We start from the raw sequence: 14,602 nt of genomic DNA, 5'->3' as shown, positions 1-14,602 counted from the left end.
ACCCGTTACAGAACCGATGGGTTGCTGTGAGGCCGCTGTGCGCTCGCGGTGGCGAAAGCCCAACATCCGCTCCGTAGCGTCCTCGATGTCGGCAGGGAACGACGACAGCGGCAGGCAGGCACGGGACGGAGTCACACCATGGCGGGGAACGGCGAGGTACTGGAGTTCGAGGAGTACGTGCGGACTCGGCAGGACGCCCTGCTGCGCAGCGCCCGCCGCCTGGTGCCCAACCCGGTCGACGCGCAGGACCTCGTACAGACCGCGCTGGTGCGGACGTATCCGCGCTGGGAGGGCATCGCCGACAAGACGCTGGCCGACGCGTACATGCGCCGGGTCATGATCAACACCCGTACCGAGTGGTGGCGGAACCGGAAGCTGGAAGAGGTGCCCACCGGCGAGCTGCCGGACGCGAGCGTGGACGACGGCTCGGAGCAGCGCGCGGACCGCGAGATGCTGCTCGACGTGATGACGGTGCTGGCGCCCAAGCAGCGGCAGGTCGTGATGCTGCGGCACTACGGCCAGCTCTCCACCCAGGAGACGGCCCGCGCGCTGGGCATGTCGACCGGTACGGTGAAGAGCACCCTGCACCGGGCGCTGGCCCGGCTGCGGTACGAACTGGAGCACGGCCGCTACGGCTACTCCCGGCTGGACGCGGTGGACCGGGACTCTGCCGGGCGTGACGCGTCCCAACCGGAATCGGCATACTCGACGCACCCGGCTCATTCGACGGACGCGACCGGACCGCTCGGCGCGGCCGCTCCGCTCGGCACGGCCGGCTCGACCGGGTCGGCCGGATCGACCGACCCGCTGGACCCGGCCACGCTCGGCCGGGAACCGATGGAACGCATGGAGGGCGTGTGGGCCGCGTAGCCTCGACTCTCGCGACGGGCGCGCTGGCGTGCGCGTGCGTCGTGGTCGCAGGCTGCGGTACGGCCGCCACCGGCGCCCGCCGCGAGGGCCCGGCGCCGGCCGCCACCCGGGTGAAGACGCCGTCCACCGTCGCCCCGGCGATCGTCGCCGACCAGGTGGCGCTGGCCACGATGGTGCGCAAGGACAACAGCGTCAGCGCGGACGTACGCGAGGATCTGACGCCGTGCGTGGGGGCCGGTTATCCGATGGACACCGACTCGGGCGACCTCACGGCGGGCGACGGCCCCGACCTGGTGATCAACGTGACGACGTGCGGCGACGGCCTCGGCATCGCCGCGTACGTGTACCGGATGGTCAACGGCAAGTACCAGAACGTGTTCGCGGACGAGCAGCCGCCGGTCTACGGCAGCGTCGAGGACGGGCGGCTCCAGATCATCCACGAGGTGTACAGGACCGACGACCCGGCGACGTATCCGACCGGGCAGGAGTCGATCACGTACGCCTGGCGCGGGCAGCGCTTCGTCGAGGTCGCGCGGGACTTCTCGGACTTCGGCGCGCGGACGCCGACCGTCTCGCCCGAGCCGACCTCGACCGACCCGGCGCCGCTGCCCAAGTCGGACCCGGTCGACCCCGGCGTGCCGGCGGCGGAGACCACGACCCCGGCGCCGGCCAAATCCCCCTCCTCCGGCGTGTCCGGCAGGCCGAGCAGTCCCGCCGCTGCCGGTTCGACGGCCCCGCAGATGTCGGCCGACGGCGACGCCGTCCAGCACGGCCAGGGACAATAGCCCGGTGGCCGCCACTCATGTCCTGTTCGTCGAGGACGACGATGTCATCCGCGAGGCGACGACTCTCGCGCTGGAACGCGACGGCTTCGAGGTCACGGCCGCGCCCGACGGGCTGGAAGGGCTCACAGCCTTCCGCGCCCGCAGGCCGGACCTCGCGCTGCTCGACGTGATGGTGCCGGGCCTGGACGGCGTGTCGCTGTGCCGCCGGATCAGGGACGAGTCGACGGTGCCGGTGATCATGGTGTCGGCGCGGGCCGACGCCATCGACATCGTGCTCGGCCTGGAGGCCGGGGCCGACGACTACGTGACCAAGCCGTTCGACGGCGCGGTGCTGGTGGCGCGCATCCGCGCCGTACTGCGCCGCTTCCGGGCGGCGGGCGGTGACGACGGGCTGGACGACGCGCCGCAGCTCTCCTTCGGGGACATCGAGATCGACCCCGAGGGCATGGTGGTCACGCGGGCCGGGGAGCGGCTGGCGCTGACCCCGACCGAGATGCGGCTGCTGCTGGAATTCGCGGGCGCGCCCGGCACCGTGCTCTCCCGCGACCGGCTGCTCCAGCGGGTCTGGGACTACGAGTGGGGCGGCGACACGCGGGTCGTGGACGTCCATGTGCAGCGGCTGCGCGCCAAGATCGGCCAGGACCGGCTGGAGACCGTCCGCGGTTTCGGCTACAAGCTGCGGGCCTGAGGTCGCGTGCCGTCCCGTCCGGCGGACTCGCCGTCCGCCTCCTCGTACCCCGGAGCCCCGCGCCGCTCGCGTACCGGCCCGCGCCGCTTGCGTACCGGCCCGCGCTGGTTCCGTGCCGGTCTGCGCTGGAAGATCGCCGCGGCCATCGCCGTGGTGTCGGCGCTGGTCGCGCTCGCGCTGAGCCTGGTCGTGCACAACGCGGCGCGGGTCAGCATGATCAACAGCACCCGTGACGTCCAGGACGAGCGCGTCCAGTCGGCGCTGCGGATCTACGAGACGACCGGGCGGCTGGTGTTCTACGCCAAGATCGACGACCCGGAGCTGCCGCGCGAACTGAAGGAGTTCGCGGCCAAGGGGCAGCGCGCCACGTATGTGCAGGACACCGGCGGTCACCCGATGGTGTGGGCGGAGACGCCCGCCGCGGACGGCCGGGTGCTGTCGCTGAAGACCGGTTTCACCGACCGCTACTCCGTGCTGGACGACCTCGACCAGGCGCTGGTGGCCGGGTCGCTCGCGGTCGTCGTCGGCGGTACGGCGATCGGCGTGCTGATCGGCGGCCGGATGTCGCGGCGGCTGCGGAAGGCGGCGGTCGCGGCCCGCAAGGTCGCGGACGGCGACACCGAGGTACGGGTGCGCGAGGCGATCGGCGGCCGGCGCGTACGGGACGAGACGGACGAGCTGGCGCGGGCCGTGGACGCGATGGCCGACGCGCTGCAACTGCGGCTGGAGGCCGAGCGGCGGGTGACGGCCGATATCGCGCACGAGCTGCGGACGCCGGTCACCGGTCTGGTCACCGCCGCCGAGCTGCTGCCGCCCGGCCGCCCCTCGGAGCTGGTGCGCGACCGCGTGCACGCGCTGCGGACGCTGGTCGAGGACGTCCTGGAGGTGGCGCGGCTGGACGGCGCCGCGGAACAGGCCGACCTCCAGGAGCTGGCGCTCGGCGAGTTCGTCCGCCGCCGCGTCGTGGCTCTGGCGCCGGACGCCTCGGTCACGGTGGCCGAGGAGGCCGTCGTGCCCACCGACCCGCGCCGCCTGGAGCGCATCCTCGGCAATCTGCTCGCCAACGCCGCCCGGCACGGCGGCACCCCCGTCGAGGTGGTGGTCGACGGCCCCTATCTGCGCGTCCGCGACCACGGGCCCGGCTTCCCCCCGGACCTCCTGCGCGACGGCCCCAACCGCTTCCGTACGGGCTCCGCCGCCCGCTCGGGCGGCGGCCACGGCCTGGGCCTGACGATCGCCACCGGCCAGGCCCGCGTCCTCGGCGCCCGCCTCACCTTCCGCAACGTCCCCGTCGAGGACGGCGGCGGCGCGGTCGCGCAACTGATGCTGCCCCGCGAGTAGCCGTGGGTCCGGCACTTCGCGGGGCAGCGGGTCCGGCCGAGGAGCCGGGGGCGGGTGGCCAGCGGCCGGGGGGCCGGGGGCCTTGCCGGTCAGATGATCAGATGGCGTCGGCCAGGACCGGGGGCTGTTCGTCCTCGGAGCTGGCGGCCTTGGGGGCCGCCGCGCGCAGCGGGGTCTCGGTGATGAACCAGGCCGCGGCGAAGCCGACGACGCTGATGACGGCGCCCCACAGGAAGACGGTGTGGGTGCCGTCGGCGACCGCGTGGAAGTACGCGTCCTTCACGGCCGGCGGGAACTTGGCGATGGTGGCCCGGTCGAGCTGGGCACCGGCTCCAGCGGCCCCGGAACCGGCTCCGGCGGCGCTGGAGGCCATGCCGTGGGAGACGGTGTGCGTGAAGAGGGCGCCGAAGAGCGAGACGCCGAAGGAGCCGCCGATCGTACGGAAGAGGGTGGAGGACGAGGAGCCGACGCCGATGTCCTTCATCTCGACGCTGTTCTGCGCGATCAGCATCGTGATCTGCATGACGAAGCCCATGCCGACGCCGAGTACGGCCATGTAGAGGCCGGAGGTGAACCGGCTGGTGTTGACGTCCATGGTGGAGAGCAGGAACAGGCCGAAGGTCATGAAGGCGCCGCCGACCAGCGGGAAGATCTTGTACTTGCCGGTGGAGGTGGTGATGCGTCCGGCGACCATGGAGACGACGAGCATGGCGCTGAGCAGCGGCAGCAGCAGGAGTCCCGAGTTGGTCGCGGAGGCGCCCTGGACGGTCTGCTGGTACAGCGGCAGGAAGGTCATCGCGCCGAACATCGTGAAGCCGACGATGAAGCCGACCAGCGAGATCAGCGAGAAGTTGCTGTTGCGGAAGATCCGCAGCGGCAGCACCGGCTCGGCGGCGCGGGTCTCGGCGTAGAGGAAGGCCGCGAGCGAGACGAGGCCGAGCACGAGCAGGCCGATGATCTGCGCGGAGCCCCAGGCGTACTGCGTGCCGCCCCAGGTGGTGAGCAGGACCAGCGAGGTGATCGCGACGGTGAGCAGCGACGCGCCCCAGTAGTCGATACGGCCCGAGCGCCGCTTCTTCGGCAGGTGCAGCACGATGGTGACCATCGCGAGGGCGACGACGCCGATCGGCAGGTTGATGTAGAAGCTCCAGCGCCAGCCCCAGTTGTCGGTGATGCTGCCGCCGACGAGCGGGCCGCCGATCATGGCGATGGCCATGACACCGGCGATCATGCCCTGGTACTTGCCGCGCTCGCGGGGCGGGATCATCTCGCCGATGATCGCCATCACGCCGACCATCAGACCGCCGGCGCCCAGGCCCTGGACGGCGCGGAAGCTGATGAGCTGGTCCATGGTCTGCGACATGCCGGAGAGCGCGGAGCCGAGCAGGAACAGCACGATGGACGTGAGGAAGATGCCCTTGCGGCCGTACATGTCGCCGAGCTTGCCCCAGATGGGGGTGGAGGCGGCGGTGGCCAGCGTGTAGGCGGTGACGACCCACGACAGGTGGTTGAGTCCGCCGAGTTCGCCGACGATCGTCGGCATCGCGGTACCGATGATCATGTTGTCGAGCATCGCGAGCATCATCGCGATCAGCAGGCCCGCCATGACGACGCGCACACTGCGCTGTCGCGGCTCCGCCTTGACGGCGGCGGCGGTGTCGGTCTGGGACATGGCGGTGGGTCCTCCCCCGGTGAGGGCGGTTCTCCGGCTCCGGCGACACTCACTTCGCCGTCCGCTTACTTGCCGCCCGGCTAGCTAGGTACGGAATGAAGGTACGGGCGTAACTAGCCGGGCGTCAAGTAAGTGCGTAGGGTTTGACCAAGGCCGTACCGTCATGCCCCGTACAGCCAGTCGAGCCGGTCGGGCTCCGTCTGCCCGACGCGAGCGCAGCAGGAGTGCACAGCCATGGTCACAGCGCAGACCCGCCGCGGCGACACCCGCCGCCGCATCCAGGACGTCGCCCTCGAACTCTTCGCGGAGCAGGGCTACGAGAAGACCTCACTGCGCGAGATCGCCGAGCATCTGGACGTCACCAAAGCGGCGCTCTACTACCACTTCAAAACCAAGGAAGACATCCTCATCAGCATCGCGCAGGACCTGTCGAAACCGGTCGACGCGCTGATCGCCTGGGGCAACGAGCAGCCGCGCACACTGGCCACCAAGCAGGAGGTGCTGCGCCGCTACAGCGAGGCGCTGTGGGGCGCGGAGGCGCTGTTCCGGTTCTTCCAGGAGAACCAGGCCACGGTGCGCGAGCTGAGCATCGGCGAGTCCTTCAAGGGCAAGATCGGCTCGCTGAGCGGGCTGCTGAGGGAGCCGGAGTGGCCGATGCCCGCGCAGGTGCGCTGCATGACCGCGCTCTTCGCCATGCACGCCGGGATGTTCGCGATGCGCGACATCGAGGGCGATCCGGCCGCCAAGCGCGCCGCCATTCTCGACGTCGCGCTCGACCTGGTCGCCCAGGCGGAGGCCGAGGCGGGGGTCTGAGGGGGCTGAGCTTGCGAGTGGCTGAGCTTGCGAGGTGCTGAGGGGCCCTTCCGAGGGGCCTCGCACGGGTAGAGACGGCGGCCGGATGTTGACGGCCGCCGTCTCTCTTGTACGACTGGATCTCTTGTACGACTGGTGGGATCAGACGTGCGTCGGACGTGCGTCGGACGTACGTCAGATGTACGTCAGACGTGCACGCCGTGCGTGCGCAGGAAGTGCAGCGGCTCGACGGAGGAGCCGTAGTACGGGGTCTTGCGGATCTCGAAGTGCAGGTGCGGACCGGTCGAGTTTCCGGTGGAGCCGGACTTGCCGATCTCCTGGCCGGTGTCCACCTTCTGGCCGACGTGCACGCCGATGTGCGACAGGTGGCCGTACTGCGAGTACGTGTTGTCCGCGTGCTTGATCACGATGTTGTTGCCGTACGCGCCGCCCCAGCCCGCCGTCACGACGGTGCCGGTGTGCGCGGCCCGCACGCTCGTGCCGCTCGGCACGACGAAGTCCTGGCCGGAGTGGGTGTGCGCCCAGTGCGGACCGGCCTGCGCGTACCCCGCGCCGATCACGTAACCGCTGGTCGGGGTCACCCAGGACGCGCTGCGGGCCTTGCGGTCGGCGGCGGCCTTGGCGTCCGCGCGCTTCTTGGCGTCGGCCGCGGCCTTGGCCTTGGCCTCGTTGGCGGCCTTGGTCTTCGCGGCGTCGGCCTTCACCTTGGCCGCGGTGGCCTGCTGGCCGCTGGCCTGCTTCTGCACCACGTCGGAGATGCTGCTCGCCGTCCCGGCGGCGAGGAATCCCTCGTGCTGCGTGTCGGCGGCGATCGCCGCCGTCGAGCCCAGGGCGAGCGCCGCGACCAGTCCGCCCGTCACTACCGCGACACGGCCACGGGTGACGGACTTCGGGGCACGGTTCATCGTCGAGTTCTTGCGCATGAAGAAACAACCTCACTGAAAGGGGGGAGCAACAGGTCCGGAGATCCGAAACATCCGACTGCGGCTCGTTGCCCATCCTTGGTAACGCGGCATTCCGCCGGACCACAAGGACCCCTATTACTAAGCGCGGTCGTAGCGCCGACCTCTCGGATTCCGCCCTTCCCTTCACCCTTTTTACGTCGAATGCCCGGTACGCCCTCGCGCTCAAGTCGCACCAAAACGGGCATCAAGGGCCCCGCCCCTTCACTTCCCTGTCCCCCGCCTGTGCGTGATCCACAGGCTCCGCACACCCCGCGAACCCGCCACTATTTCGCTTAGTAAGTGGCCTGGCTCACATGGGGCACATCACCTCGCCACGCGATCCGGCGAATTCCACCGGGACCAAGGACCTGTGACCGCCGCCACTTCCCCGCCACTTCCCCGCCCCTTAGAACCCGCCCCCTTCCCCGAATTCGTGGCGCGGGTCACATTCCCGCCCCTATCGTGAGGCCCGGACACAAGGGGGGCTCCATGCCGGATCTGCCGCACACACCGCTCGACGCCATCGACCTGGCCGACGCCGTCGAAGCCGTCCGCCACGGCCTCGTCACGGGCGCCGCCCGCGGCGCGGGCCAAGCCGTCCGCTTCGAGGTCGGCGAGATCCACATGGAATTCGCCGTCACCCTCGAACGCGTCCGCACCGGCCACGGCGGGATCAAGGCCGTGGTCGTCGAAGCGGGCGCCGACACCGCCCGCACCACGGGCCGCACCCACACGGTCTCCTTCACGCTCCGCCCGAAGGACGCGGCGACGGGCCGGCCGGTGGAGATCGCCGCCCCGGCCACTGGCCGACGAGAGCGCCTTCGCCCGCGGTCGCCCCAACCTGTGGGCCATGCTGTCCTCCCTCGCCCCCGTCCCCGACTGCCAGGCCATCGGCTTCCCCTACGCCCAGCGCGACGCGAGCGGCGGCCTCGACACCGAACAGCTCACCGGTACGTACAAGCCCGGCTCGGGCCTGCTCGGCGGCCGGGACGTACTCGCCGTCGACGGCACCCCGCCCGCGCCGCGCCCCGACGGCCTCTCCCCCTGGGCGGGCATGTCCGGCGCCGCCGTCTTCGCGGGTGACGTCCTGATCGGCGTCGTGACCACCGACCCGACCGGCTGGCAGCGACGTCCTGGCCGAACGGCGCGGGCTGGTCCTCATCGACGGCCTGGACGAGATCGACGAACGGTCCCGTGAGCGCGTCGGCGACTGGCTGCGCGGCCTGCTCGCCGCGTATCCCGGCAACCGCTGGCTGGTCACGTCCCGCCCGACGGCCGTCTCCGACTCCTGGCTCGCCGACGAGGGCTTCACCGACCTGACCCTCTCCCCCATGAGCCGGGGCGACATCCGCGCCTTCACCGAGCGCTGGCACGACGCCGCCCGCGCCACCGTCCCCGACGAGGAGCCCGAGGAGCGGGCGCGCCTCGACACGTACCAGCGCACCCTCCTCGACGCCCTCCACACCAAGCAGGACCTGGCCCGGCTCGCCACGAACCCGCTCATGTGCGGCCTCATCTGCGCCCTGCACCGCGACCGCAGCGGCTACCTCCCCACCGGCCGCAAGGAGCTGTACGACGCCGCCCTCGGCATGCTGCTGATCCGCCGTGACCGCGAACGCGATCTGGCGACCCCGCTCACCGAGGAACCGCAGATCCAGCTCCTCCAGAAGCTGGCGTACTGGCTGGTGAAGAACGGCCAGGCCGAGATGGACATCTCCGACGCCATGCGCCTGATCTCAGCCGCCCTGCCCGCGATGCCGTCCGCCGCCGCGCTCGGCGACAGCGCCTCCGTCTACTGCCACCTGCGCGACCGCAGCGGGCTGCTGCGCGAGCCCACGCCGGACACGGTCGACTTCATCCACCGCACCTTCCAGGACTTCCTGGCCGCCCGCGCAGCCGTCGAAGACCTCGACTTCGACCTGCTGGCCGCCAACGCCCACCACGACCAGTGGGCCGACGTCATCCGCATGGCCGTCGCCCACGGCCGCCCGGCCGAGCGGGCCAGGCTGCTGCGGAAGCTGATCGAGCGCGGCGACGCGGAGCCGGACCACTCAGCCCGGCTGCACCTGCTGGCGACGGCGTGCCTGGAACACGCCACAGAGCTGGACCCGCGGGTCCGCGCGGAGGTGGTGCATCGTGCGGAGAGGCTCATCCCGCCACGGACGGCCGAGGACGTCCAAGGACTGGTGAGCGTCGGCCCGCTGGTCCTGGAACTGCTTCCGGGCCCGGAAAGGCTGAGCCGCGACGAGCCTCGGCCGTCGTCGAGGTGGCGTGGTCCATCGGTGGAGACGCCGCGGTCGTTCTTTTGGCTCGGTTCGCAGCTCACGACCGCCATCACGGAAGCGCGTTGCCCCAGGGACCCCGGCCCGGTCGACCTGGCGCCGCTCGCGGCCCTTCCCGCTCTGACCAAGGTCACGGTCACCGGCCCCGGCCCCGTCCTCGACGCCGACCGCATCCCGCGCGTGAAGGTCACCGTCCACGCCCCGAGGTGACAAAGGGGCGGGCCCCGGACCGTTACCGCTGGTCCGGGGCCCGCCCCTCACTGCGCCGCTGTCGCGGCGGACGCTACCGCGCCGGAGGCGCTACGCGTCCTTGGTCAGATTCGGCCCGCTCGCCGTCTCCACCGGCGGGGCGTCCGCGACCGTGACCTTTTCCTCGCCACGGAACGTGAACTTGGCCGTCTCGCCCTCGCCCTCGACATCGACCACGACGATGTGACCGGGGCGCAGCTCGCCGAAGAGGATCTTCTCGGAGAGCGAGTCCTCGATCTCGCGCTGGATGGTCCGGCGCAGCGGCCGGGCGCCCAGGACGGGGTCGTAGCCGCGCTTGGAGAGCAGCACCTTGGCGTCGGGGCTGAGCTCGATGCCCATGTCGCGGTCGCGCAGCCGCTCGTCGACCCGGCTGATCATGAGGTCGACGATCTGGAGGATGTCCTCCTCGGTGAGCTGCGGGAAGACGATGACATCGTCGACGCGGTTCAGGAACTCCGGGCGGAAGTGCTGCTTCAGCTCGTCGCTGACCTTGTTCTTCATCCGCTCGTAGTTGGACTTCGTGTCGCCCTGGGCGGCGAAGCCCAGATTGAAGCCCTTGGAGATGTCCCGGGTGCCGAGGTTGGTGGTCATGATGATCACCGTGTTCTTGAAGTCCACGACCCGGCCCTGGGAGTCGGTCAGGCGACCGTCCTCCAGGATCTGCAACAGCGAGTTGAAGATGTCGGGGTGGGCCTTCTCGACCTCGTCGAAGAGGACGACGGAGAACGGCTTGCGGCGCACCTTCTCGGTGAGCTGGCCGCCCTCCTCGTACCCGACGTAGCCGGGAGGCGAGCCGAAGAGCCGCGAGACGGTGTGCTTCTCGCTGAACTCCGACATGTCGAGCGCGATCAGCGCGTCCTCGTCGCCGAAGAGGAACTCGGCGAGCGCCTTGGACAGCTCGGTCTTACCGACGCCGGACGGGCCGGCGAAGATGAACGAGCCGCCGGGACGCTTGGGGTCCTTCAGACCGGCACGCGTGCGTCGGATGGCCTTGGAGAGCGCCTTGACGGCGTCCCGCTGGCCGATGACGCGCTTGTGCAGCTCGTCCTCCATGCGCAGCAGGCGGGAGGACTCCTCCTCGGTCAGCTTGAAGACCGGGATGCCGGTGGCGGTCGCCAGGACCTCGGCGATCAGGTCGTCGTCGACCTCGGCGACGACGTCCATGTCGCCGGCCTTCCACTCCTTCTCGCGCTTGGTCTTCGCGGCGAGGAGCTGCTTCTCGTTGTCCCGGAGCGAGGCCGCCTTCTCGAAGTCCTGCGAGTCGATCGCGGACTCCTTCTCGCGGCGCACGTCGGCGATCTTCTCGTCGAACTCGCGCAGGTCCGGCGGCGCGGTCATCCGGCGGATACGCATCCGGGAACCGGCCTCGTCGATCAGGTCGATCGCCTTGTCCGGCAGGAAGCGGTCCGAGATGTACCGGTCGGCCAGGGTCGCGGCGGCCACCAGGGCGGAGTCCGTGATGGACACCCGGTGGTGCGCCTCGTACCGGTCGCGCAGGCCCTTGAGGATCTCGATGGTGTGCTGGAGCGACGGCTCCGCGACCTGGATGGGCTGGAAGCGGCGCTCGAGGGCCGCGTCCTTCTCCAGGTACTTGCGGTACTCGTCCAGCGTGGTGGCGCCGATGGTCTGGAGCTCACCGCGGGCCAGCATGGGCTTGAGGATGGAGGCGGCATCGATCGCGCCCTCGGCGGCACCGGCGCCGACCAGGGTGTGCAGCTCGTCGATGAACAGGATGATGTCGCCGCGGGTGCGGATCTCCTTGAGGACCTTCTTCAGGCGCTCCTCGAAGTCACCGCGGTAGCGGGAGCCGGCGACCAGGGCGCCGAGGTCAAGCGTGTAGAGCTGCTTGTCCTTCAGCGTCTCGGGCACCTCGCCCTTGACGATCGCCTGGGCCAGGCCCTCGACGACGGCGGTCTTGCCGACGCCGGGCTCGCCGATGAGCACGGGGTTGTTCTTGGTGCGGCGGGACAGCACCTGCATGACCCGCTCGATCTCCTTCTCGCGCCCGATCACCGGGTCGAGCTTGGTCTCACGAGCGGCCTGGGTCAGATTGCGGCCGAACTGGTCGAGGACGAGCGAGGTCGAGGGGGTGCCCTCGGCCGGGCCGCCTGCCGTGGCCGACTCCTTCCCGCCGGAGTAGCCGGACAGGAGCTGGATGACCTGCTGCCTGACCCGGTTGAGATCGGCGCCCAGCTTCACCAGGACCTGGGCTGCGACGCCCTCGCCCTCGCGGATCAGGCCGAGCAGGATGTGCTCGGTGCCGATGTAGTTGTGGCCGAGCTGGAGGGCCTCGCGGAGCGACAGCTCCAGGACCTTCTTCGCCCGGGGGGTGAAGGGGATGTGGCCGGACGGGGCCTGCTGGCCCTGGCCGATGATCTCCTCCACCTGCTGGCGGACCGCCTCGAGCGAAATCCCGAGGCTCTCCAGGGCCTTAGCGGCGACACCCTCACCCTCGTGGATCAGGCCCAGGAGGATGTGCTCGGTGCCGATGTAGTTGTGGTTGAGCATCCGGGCTTCTTCCTGAGCCAGGACGACAACCCGCCGCGCGCGGTCGGTGAACCTCTCGAACATCGTTAATCGCTCCTCAGAGCGGTCGGGCAGTGAGGGGTCGGTCCCCTCCCTGTCCTTCCGCATGCTAGTCCCGCACAGCGGCGCCGCTCACGTATCCACCCCCGCTCGCGCGAGGAAAGCTGCGCTACCGGCTGACGTCACTCACACAACCTCGATGGTGCGAGACGATGTTCCCGCAGGCCAGGCGAATACCCCTTTATCAAGTACGCCCGTGGCGAACGCACGCCCTCGCCTGCTCGAACACCAGCCCTTCCCACTAGGTACTTCTTACCCTCTGCCCAGGACACTCCATGCCGAAAGCGGCTGGGGAGTGCGCTAAGGGCGAACAACCTTGCGCCGTTACGGACACTTCCGGCCGACACCGAACGTGTTCACCCATCGACGGTACGTGGTCGCCGCCGTAACCCCTGCCCCGGCGGGCAGTTGCACACGGCATGGGCTGGTACGAGCACGAACTGGGGTGGCCGACCACCGGGGCGCTGCCGCCGGGTCTGGTCACCGGGGTGCGGTTCGACGCGGTGGACGTGCCCGCGGAGGCGGGTCTGGCGATGCTGAACCGTTTCCCGCGGCCGGGCCAGCTCGGCCCGGTGGCGCTGGACGGCCACCGGATCCGGCTGCTGGTGGCCGCCGGATCCGCCGAGGAGCTGCCGGGGCTGCTGGAGTGGCTGGAGTGGGGCGGTATCCGGCTGGATCTGACGGCACTGGGGTCCGGCGCTCCGATGCGAGCGCCCGCGCACCCCGAGTGGGGCCGCCGGGAGGCCGCGTACGACCGGTCCGCGCCGGTGTGGCTGCGGCCTCCCCGACCGGGGTGCGAAGTCGAGTCCACGGTGCCCGCGCTGCGTGTCACGGATGGAGCCGATGGAACGGGGGTACCCATCGGGCTCACGGCACTGGTGGCCGCCCTTGCGACGGCCTGCCACCGGATCACGCTGCGGACGCGTAGCCAGGATCAGCCGTGGGCCTTCTCGTACGCCTCACGAATGGTGGCCGGAACACGACCGCGGTCGTTGACCTCGTAACCCTTCTCCTTGGCCCACGCACGGATCTTCGCGGTGTCGGGACCGGAAGCGCCGCCTCCGCGGACCGCCTTGGTGCGGCCACGACCGGCCCGTCCGCCGGTACGACGGCCACTGTCCGTGTACGGGTTGAGCAGCCCGCGGAGCTTGTCAGCATTCGCGGTGGTGAGGTCGATCTCGTAGGTCACACCGTCGAGAGCGAACGTGACGGTCTCGTCCGCCTCGCCGCCGTCGAGGTCGTCAACAAGAAGAACCTGGACCTTCTGAGCCACCGGCTTCCCTTTCATCGAAAACGGATTAACGGTAAAAGCAAAGCGCCTTTGCGGGAAAAACACAAACCCCTTGCACGAACGGGCGCCCGCGAGGTAGCGCGATCCGGACAAACCGGAACGGTCAGAGTTGCAGCAGCATGCGGCTGTTGCCCAAGGTGTTCGGTTTCACTCGCTCCAGGTCCAGGAACTCCGCGACACCCTCGTCATTGGAACGGAGGAGCTCGCCGAAGACATCGCCGTCGACCGGCGTCTCCCCGATCTCCACGAAGCCGTGCTTCGCGAAGAAGTCCACTTCGAAGGTGAGGCAGAAAATTCGGCGGACTCCCAGCCAGCGTGCGGTGTGCAGCAACTTTGCCAGCAACTGGTGGCCGACACCCTTGCCGCGCTGCGTCGGGTCCACCGCCAGCGTCCTGACCTCGGCCAGGTCCTCCCACATCACGTGCAGGGCGCCGCACGCGACCACGTTCGCGTCCTCGTCCCGTTCCGCGACCCAGAACTCCTGGATGTCCTCATAAAGGGTCACTGTCGGCTTGTCGAGCAGGATGCCGTCACGCACATAGGAGTCGAGCAGCGTCCGTACCGCGGCGACATCGCCGGTGCGCGCCCGGCGGATGGTGACGTCATTCGACATGAGGGGCATGTGCGGACGCTATCGCCCTTCGGGATCCGCAGGACCGGAGGGGTCGACGGACTGGATGATGCGCAATGCGTCACGGACCGCTTCACGCTGTTCCGGAGACATCATGCCGAAGAAGTGGACGAGCGCGGCGGCCGGGTTGTCGCTCGCGGACCACGCTTCGTTCATCAGTGCGGCAGAGTATGCGGCACGCGTCGAAACGGCCTCATAACGATAAGCGCGGCCTTCCTCCTCGCGGCGGAGCCAGCCCTTCTGGCGCAGGTTGTCCATTACGGTCATGACAGTTGTGTACGCGATGGATCGATCCCGTGAGAGATCCTCCAGGACCTCACGAACCGTGACCGGTCGGTTCCACTCCCACACTCGCGTCATGACGGCGTCTTCGAGGTCTCCCAATGGCCGGGGCACATTCCGGATACTAGCCGCAGACGTTCCGCTTATCGGGACCAAACGGGTCGGACC

Annotated in this window: 14 protein-coding genes and 2 pseudogenes; 10 read left to right on the top strand and 6 right to left on the bottom strand. The window is 70.0% G+C overall.

Features of this window, described 5'->3' with window-relative positions:
• Positions 1-138 precede the first annotated feature (138 nt).
• Genes ACIP4Z_RS32100 through ACIP4Z_RS32085 form a run of 4 tightly spaced genes read left to right on the top strand, consistent with a single transcriptional unit; the run spans position 139 to position 3,684 of the window.
• Positions 139-870, top strand: coding sequence for a SigE family RNA polymerase sigma factor (locus ACIP4Z_RS32100; protein WP_401313831.1), 732 nt, complete (start codon positions 139-141; stop codon positions 868-870).
• Positions 858-1,655 carry a hypothetical protein gene (locus ACIP4Z_RS32095; RefSeq protein WP_355342297.1) on the top strand — a complete coding sequence of 266 codons (798 nt, stop codon included), beginning with the start codon at positions 858-860 and terminating at the stop codon, positions 1,653-1,655. Before ACIP4Z_RS32100 ends, ACIP4Z_RS32095 begins: the two co-directional genes overlap by 13 nt.
• A 4-nt stretch (positions 1,656-1,659) precedes the next feature.
• Positions 1,660-2,343 carry a two-component system response regulator CseB gene (gene cseB / locus ACIP4Z_RS32090; protein ID WP_355342294.1) on the top strand — a complete coding sequence of 228 codons (684 nt, stop codon included), beginning with the start codon at positions 1,660-1,662 and terminating at the stop codon, positions 2,341-2,343.
• Positions 2,344-2,349: 6 nt separating this feature from the next.
• Positions 2,350-3,684: a sensor histidine kinase gene (locus ACIP4Z_RS32085; RefSeq protein ID WP_401313829.1), complete on the top strand. Its 1,335-nt coding sequence runs from the start codon at positions 2,350-2,352 to the stop codon at positions 3,682-3,684.
• 97 nt (positions 3,685-3,781) lie between these two features.
• Here the strand turns inward: ACIP4Z_RS32085 and ACIP4Z_RS32080 are convergent, their stop codons facing one another.
• The gene (locus tag ACIP4Z_RS32080) at positions 3,782-5,356 is read right to left on the bottom strand and encodes a DHA2 family efflux MFS transporter permease subunit (protein WP_391049634.1); all 1,575 of its coding nucleotides are present in this window, start codon (positions 5,354-5,356) and stop codon (positions 3,782-3,784) included.
• Positions 5,357-5,590: 234 nt separating this feature from the next.
• Here ACIP4Z_RS32080 and ACIP4Z_RS32075 point away from each other — a divergent pair, with 234 nt between their 5' ends.
• The gene (locus tag ACIP4Z_RS32075) at positions 5,591-6,169 is read left to right on the top strand and encodes a helix-turn-helix domain-containing protein (RefSeq protein WP_355342276.1); all 579 of its coding nucleotides are present in this window, start codon (positions 5,591-5,593) and stop codon (positions 6,167-6,169) included.
• A 185-nt stretch (positions 6,170-6,354) separates the two neighbouring features.
• Here the strand turns inward: ACIP4Z_RS32075 and ACIP4Z_RS32070 are convergent, their stop codons facing one another.
• A complete protein-coding gene (locus tag ACIP4Z_RS32070) occupies positions 6,355-7,092 on the bottom strand; it encodes a M23 family metallopeptidase (RefSeq protein WP_355342273.1) in 738 nt (245 codons plus the stop codon).
• A 510-nt stretch (positions 7,093-7,602) separates the two neighbouring features.
• On the opposite strand from ACIP4Z_RS32070, the pseudogene ACIP4Z_RS32065 reads away from it, so the two are divergent.
• The 4 genes and pseudogenes from ACIP4Z_RS32065 to ACIP4Z_RS32050 all read left to right on the top strand — a co-directional run.
• A pseudogene (locus ACIP4Z_RS32065) lies at positions 7,603-7,857 on the top strand (trypco2 family protein); the annotation flags it as partial.
• 106 nt (positions 7,858-7,963) lie between these two features.
• Positions 7,964-8,311 (top strand): hypothetical protein, encoded by a 348-nt coding sequence (locus ACIP4Z_RS32060; protein WP_401313881.1) that lies wholly within the window; start codon positions 7,964-7,966, stop codon positions 8,309-8,311.
• A pseudogene (locus ACIP4Z_RS32055) lies at positions 8,247-8,432 on the top strand (NACHT domain-containing protein); the annotation flags it as partial. The gene ACIP4Z_RS32060 and the pseudogene ACIP4Z_RS32055, both read left to right, overlap by 65 nt.
• 12 nt (positions 8,433-8,444) lie before the next feature.
• Positions 8,445-9,605 (top strand): NACHT domain-containing protein, encoded by a 1,161-nt coding sequence (locus ACIP4Z_RS32050; protein WP_401313826.1) that lies wholly within the window; start codon positions 8,445-8,447, stop codon positions 9,603-9,605.
• 90 nt (positions 9,606-9,695) lie between these two features.
• On the opposite strand, the gene ACIP4Z_RS32045 is transcribed toward ACIP4Z_RS32050, so the two are convergent.
• Positions 9,696-12,215 (bottom strand): ATP-dependent Clp protease ATP-binding subunit, encoded by a 2,520-nt coding sequence (locus tag ACIP4Z_RS32045; RefSeq protein ID WP_355342267.1) that lies wholly within the window; start codon positions 12,213-12,215, stop codon positions 9,696-9,698.
• Positions 12,216-12,649: 434 nt separating this feature from the next.
• Between ACIP4Z_RS32045 and ACIP4Z_RS32040 the strand changes: the two genes are divergently transcribed.
• On the top strand, positions 12,650-13,234 hold the full coding sequence (locus tag ACIP4Z_RS32040) for an SCO3374 family protein (protein WP_355342264.1): 585 nt from the start codon (positions 12,650-12,652) through the stop codon (positions 13,232-13,234).
• Here the strand turns inward: ACIP4Z_RS32040 and ACIP4Z_RS32035 are convergent.
• The 3 genes from ACIP4Z_RS32035 to ACIP4Z_RS32025 form a co-directional block, all read right to left on the bottom strand.
• Positions 13,165-13,503, bottom strand: a complete 339-nt coding sequence (locus ACIP4Z_RS32035) for an Lsr2 family protein (RefSeq protein ID WP_355342261.1) — start codon at positions 13,501-13,503, stop codon at positions 13,165-13,167. The genes ACIP4Z_RS32040 and ACIP4Z_RS32035 overlap by 70 nt on opposite strands.
• Before the next feature lie 121 nt (positions 13,504-13,624).
• Positions 13,625-14,143 (bottom strand): amino-acid N-acetyltransferase, encoded by a 519-nt coding sequence (locus ACIP4Z_RS32030; protein ID WP_355342258.1) that lies wholly within the window; start codon positions 14,141-14,143, stop codon positions 13,625-13,627.
• Positions 14,144-14,152: 9 nt separating this feature from the next.
• Entirely contained in the window at positions 14,153-14,548 is a 396-nt protein-coding gene (locus ACIP4Z_RS32025) for a BlaI/MecI/CopY family transcriptional regulator (protein WP_355342255.1), read from the bottom strand.
• Positions 14,549-14,602: the final 54 nt, after the last annotated feature.

This window comes from Streptomyces sp. NPDC088910 (assembly GCF_044749865.1).
GTDB lineage: Bacteria > Actinomycetota > Actinomycetes > Streptomycetales > Streptomycetaceae > Actinacidiphila.
This window is presented reverse-complemented; position numbering and strand designations above follow the sequence as displayed.

What these genes read in the sequence shown, in the direction of transcription:
- ACIP4Z_RS32100 (WP_401313831.1), top strand. Translation starts at nt 139, where the DNA reads ATGGCGGGGAACGGCGAGGTACTGGAGTTCGAGGAGTACGTGCGGACT.
- ACIP4Z_RS32080 (WP_391049634.1), bottom strand. Translation starts at nt 5,356, where the DNA reads ATGTCCCAGACCGACACCGCCGCCGCCGTCAAGGCGGAGCCGCGACAG.
- ACIP4Z_RS32075 (WP_355342276.1), top strand. Translation starts at nt 5,591, where the DNA reads ATGGTCACAGCGCAGACCCGCCGCGGCGACACCCGCCGCCGCATCCAG.
- ACIP4Z_RS32070 (WP_355342273.1), bottom strand. Translation starts at nt 7,092, where the DNA reads ATGCGCAAGAACTCGACGATGAACCGTGCCCCGAAGTCCGTCACCCGT.
- ACIP4Z_RS32060 (WP_401313881.1), top strand. Translation starts at nt 7,964, where the DNA reads ATGCTGTCCTCCCTCGCCCCCGTCCCCGACTGCCAGGCCATCGGCTTC.
- ACIP4Z_RS32050 (WP_401313826.1), top strand. Translation starts at nt 8,445, where the DNA reads ATGAGCCGGGGCGACATCCGCGCCTTCACCGAGCGCTGGCACGACGCC.
- ACIP4Z_RS32045 (WP_355342267.1), bottom strand. Translation starts at nt 12,215, where the DNA reads ATGTTCGAGAGGTTCACCGACCGCGCGCGGCGGGTTGTCGTCCTGGCT.
- ACIP4Z_RS32040 (WP_355342264.1), top strand. Translation starts at nt 12,650, where the DNA reads ATGGGCTGGTACGAGCACGAACTGGGGTGGCCGACCACCGGGGCGCTG.
- ACIP4Z_RS32030 (WP_355342258.1), bottom strand. Translation starts at nt 14,143, where the DNA reads ATGCCCCTCATGTCGAATGACGTCACCATCCGCCGGGCGCGCACCGGC.